The sequence below is a fragment of the Streptomyces sp. NPDC004647 genome, assembly GCF_040609575.1.
GTDB lineage: Bacteria > Actinomycetota > Actinomycetes > Streptomycetales > Streptomycetaceae > Streptomyces.
The window spans coordinates 1-3,657 of the sequence record NZ_JBEXKU010000178.1 but is presented as its reverse complement, the minus strand read 5'-3'; the positions used below and the strand labels follow the sequence as shown (position 1 = coordinate 3,657).

The 3,657-nt window shown below is 68.3% G+C and carries 4 protein-coding genes; 1 reads left to right on the top strand and 3 read right to left on the bottom strand.

What is annotated here, in order from left to right; translation table 11 throughout:
• Window positions 1–254: 254 nt before the first annotated feature.
• Window positions 255–455 (bottom strand): hypothetical protein, encoded by a 201-nt coding sequence (locus tag ABZW18_RS34335; protein ID WP_356195331.1) that lies wholly within the window; start codon window positions 453–455, stop codon window positions 255–257.
• Window positions 436–963 carry a hypothetical protein gene (locus ABZW18_RS34330; protein WP_356195328.1) on the bottom strand — a complete coding sequence of 176 codons (528 nt, stop codon included), beginning with the start codon at window positions 961–963 and terminating at the stop codon, window positions 436–438. The genes ABZW18_RS34335 and ABZW18_RS34330 overlap by 20 nt, the downstream gene beginning before the upstream one ends.
• 203 nt (window positions 964–1,166) lie before the next feature.
• On the opposite strand from ABZW18_RS34330, the gene ABZW18_RS34325 reads away from it, so the two are divergent.
• On the top strand, window positions 1,167–1,808 hold the full coding sequence (locus ABZW18_RS34325; RefSeq protein WP_356195325.1) for a hypothetical protein: 642 nt from the start codon (window positions 1,167–1,169) through the stop codon (window positions 1,806–1,808).
• 177 nt (window positions 1,809–1,985) lie between these two features.
• Here ABZW18_RS34325 and ABZW18_RS34320 read toward each other — a convergent pair whose 3' ends face one another.
• Window positions 1,986–3,167, bottom strand: coding sequence for a DUF418 domain-containing protein (locus ABZW18_RS34320; RefSeq protein WP_356195334.1), 1,182 nt, complete (start codon window positions 3,165–3,167; stop codon window positions 1,986–1,988).
• Window positions 3,168–3,657 lie beyond the last annotated feature (490 nt).

Below are 3,657 nucleotides of genomic sequence, written 5' to 3'. Positions count from 1 at the left end.
GCTTGCGGGCTGCGTCGTACCGGGCCTGCCAGCGGCGGCGGCCCTCTTCGACCGGGGCCGCGCCCCGGCGCTGACGTCAACTCGCTAACGGAAATTTTTACCATCGCGGTCAGTCGCTAGTCCGACGTGGTGGCGCGCCGCATCCACTCGACCAGCAGGCCGCGCTCGGCGTCGGTGAGCGCGGTGAGCTGGGGTGCTACAGCGCTCAACGCCACCGCGTTGCTGGTCGGGTGCTTCCGGACTCACCGGAGTCGTCAGTGTCCCGCGCCACGCCCGAGACCGAGCAGCGAGAGTGCGGACGGCTCGACGGATTGCCTGGACAACTCCGCCTCCAGAGCGGCGCACTTCAACTTCAGCGTCGCCCGCTGGGCCGTGAGGAACCCGATGAGCATGCCGCGCTCTTCGCCGGTCGAGGGAGCACCGACCCGGGGGTCGTCAGCGGTGCCGACGAACATGGCAGCTCTTCTCCGCGGGCTGGTCGTACTCAGGATGTCTCCCTTTCAAGGCAGGAGGTACTGGCGGTGAGGGCGGTGTGCGGGCCGCGCGGACGGTTTGGAAGGTAGAGGCGGCGACGGCCAGAGCGGCGGGCACGGGGAGGAACAACCCGCAGAAGACGAGGACGGCACTCATCACCGCGCTGCTGAGGAGGGCGCCGTACCACAGAGCGCGTCGACGGGGCAGCAGGACCGTCGAGGCACCCGCCAGGGTGACGGCGATCAGACATGCCGAGGTGGCCCGCAGGAGGGTGTCCAGGCCAATCATGCCGAGCGCCGAGGCCAGCGTGATAGCGGTGGAGGCGGCCATGAGGACCGTGAGACTGCGGCCGGGATTGTTCCCTGCCGCGGCCGGGCCGGTCACCAGGCGCCGGGGCATGGTGCCTGCCTGACTTAGGGCCACGCCGAGGCGTGCGCCTCCCGCAAGGTAGGCGTTGACCGCGCCGAAAGTGAGCAGGAGCGCTGTCATCGCGGCCACGGGGCGGGCGGCCGTGCCGATGCCGTCCTCCAGGAGCAGGGCATGTCCGCACGATCGGGCGCCAAGGCCCGACCGGCCTCTGGCAATCCGTGAAGGCGCCAGCGATGTTCCGGTCCGTGCACCGCGCGGCCGTGTGCGCGGCGGGCGCCAGGCCGTACAGGCATAGTGCTCTGTCCACTGGACATCCATGAAGCATGACTGGGCTCGGGGGACAAGAGGGCACCCGCTCGGAGAACGGCGGCCCGGCTTCTGCTGAACCGCCTGCTCCACGGACTCCGACGAGCGTTCCTCCGGAGGAGCGTGGTGCGTCTCCCTCCGAACCATCCGAACCCACCGCTGTCCGGGCCGGAAGAGCTCTGGTCGCGATCGTCACCGTGGTCGCGGCGCTCGGCGGGCTGGTCCTCGGCATCAGGGCCGAGCAGCGTGCCAGCGAGGAGCAAGAGCAGACCTACGCCAAGCACGTCGACTTCTACCGGATCCATTCCATCGTGACCGTCACCAACGGCAGCACCCGCGTGATGAACATGCGTTTCGTCCTGCGGGACCCCGCTGTGTGGTGGGATCTCGAAGCCCTGCGCCCTTGCAAACAGTTCGACATTTCCACTGGGCTTCTGCTGTCTTCCATGTCCCGGGAGCAGCGGTCCCCGCGGTTGACGGAGGAAGACCTCTCCGGACTTCAACTGGAGTTCATGGATCCGGAGGGCAGGGTCTGGCTGCGCAGCAGCGGGGGGATCGTGTCCCGTTCCCGGGACTGGGAGGAGCCGCCGAAGGGAGTCCGCCTCGTGACGTCCGAACCATGGAACATGCGCCCGGAGGATGCCCCCGAATGCGGCTGACACAGCGCTCGGTGACGAACCGGGTCGAAGCGGAAGACCAGCCCGACCATGCGCCTGCCCACTGCCTCGGGCCGCTGAACGGTCCACGCCGTCCACACCGAGCCCGGAAAGGTCCTCTCAGTGCCCGACCGCTCGCCGGCGTCCTCTGAGGTCCGCGGCCGACACGGGCCGCTGGACTCAGCGCCGTAGCAGCCGCTTCTGCACCGATTCCAGCGGCCCGTGCTCAAACCGCCGCAGCCACAGGCTCGCCCCCATCACCAGCACCAGGCAGATCGCCGCCCACAGACCCATCACCCACCACGGGCCGCTGTCCGCCCAACGGGACGCCAGGCCAAGGCCGATGCCGTAGGAGGCCAGCATGGCGAGCACGTTCTGCAGTACGTAGCAGGACAGGGCCGTACGGCCGACGGAGGTAAGGGCGGAGGTCAGTGGGCCCGGGTGGCGGAGCCGGTCCATCATCATGCCGATGAGGCCGAGGTAGCCGATCGCCAGCACCGGCGCTGCACCGTACCGCTCCAGGAGGAAGAAGCCCGAACCGCCCAGCACGGCAAAGGCGTTGAGGGGCAGGCCGATCCCCAGTCCCCATCCGGCCAGCCGACGCCGAATGCGCCGCCCCGCTGCATCGCCCTGAAAGGCCCCGGCCCTGAAGAGCCGTACGCCGAGCAGGAACAGGAACACCAACAGCCCGAAGGAGAGCACCGGTTCCGTGCGCAGCACCACGGCATGCGACAGCCGGAAGGCGACCTGCTCCGCGTAACCCCCCTCGGCGTACAGCGCCACGGCATCGGTGTCGGGGCCGCCACCCGTCTCGCCGCCCGAGGCGAGCAGCATGGCAGCCGTGAGCAGCGTCATCGCCACCAAGTGGAGTCCGCCCATGGCGATCCACGTAATGCGCTGGGCCCGCGCGGAACGCGTGAGCAGCCAGGCCACCAGCAAAGCGACCACCGCGTACCCCATCAGCACATCCCAGGCGAAGACGAGTACGAAGTGCACGGTCCCCTCGGCGAAGAGGAACAGCACCCGCCACTTGTACCGGCCCGGCCACGACTGCCCGCGCTTGGCGGCCGACCGGAACTGAATGGCCAGCCCGACCCCGAAGAGAATCGTCAGCATCGACAGGAACTTGCCGTTCGCGAGGGACCGGAAGACCGTCTCCGCCACCCCGGCCAGGGACGAGGAGTCGGCCCCCGCCGAGGTTCCGGCGTTCCCGCTGAGGACGCCCCACTCGGCTCCCGGCCCGGTGAAGATCCAGACGTTGCTCATCAACGTCCCGAGAATCGCCACCCCACGCAGCACATCCAGCAACGGCAGGCGCGCCCGCGCCCCGCCGCCTGCGCTCCCGGTAACCCCCTCTGCCACCACGACCGCCCGCGTCCCCACTACCTCTGCCACCCCAACTCCCGCCCGTGATGCTCGCTTTCCCACCATGGTCGGGGCGCTCGGGGCCGGATTCTTCGTCCGCAGCGACGAAAGCCCACTACATCCTTCGATGCAGTACGTACGTAACGTGCGAGACGTACGGCGCGTACCGTCGGTGTCATGCGAGGACGGGTCTGTCAACGGAAAGCACGGTGTAACTCCTGATCAATGCGCCGATGACCAGCAACAACAAGACTGAACCTGAGCCCGTCGAGGTGGCTGAGCCGCAGTCGCCCAATTCCGTGGACGGACCCGCTACAAGCGCTACGTCCGTCTCACCACATAGGACAGGGTTCTCAGCGAGTGCTTCATAACATAATCTCACCCTGGGTCAGGGGGGAGTGTCTAATCAACGGCGGATCTGCTGATCAAGGAGAGACGCCGAGTGAGCGAGACGATGATCGGGCACGAGTCCGTCGAGGAGTCGGCC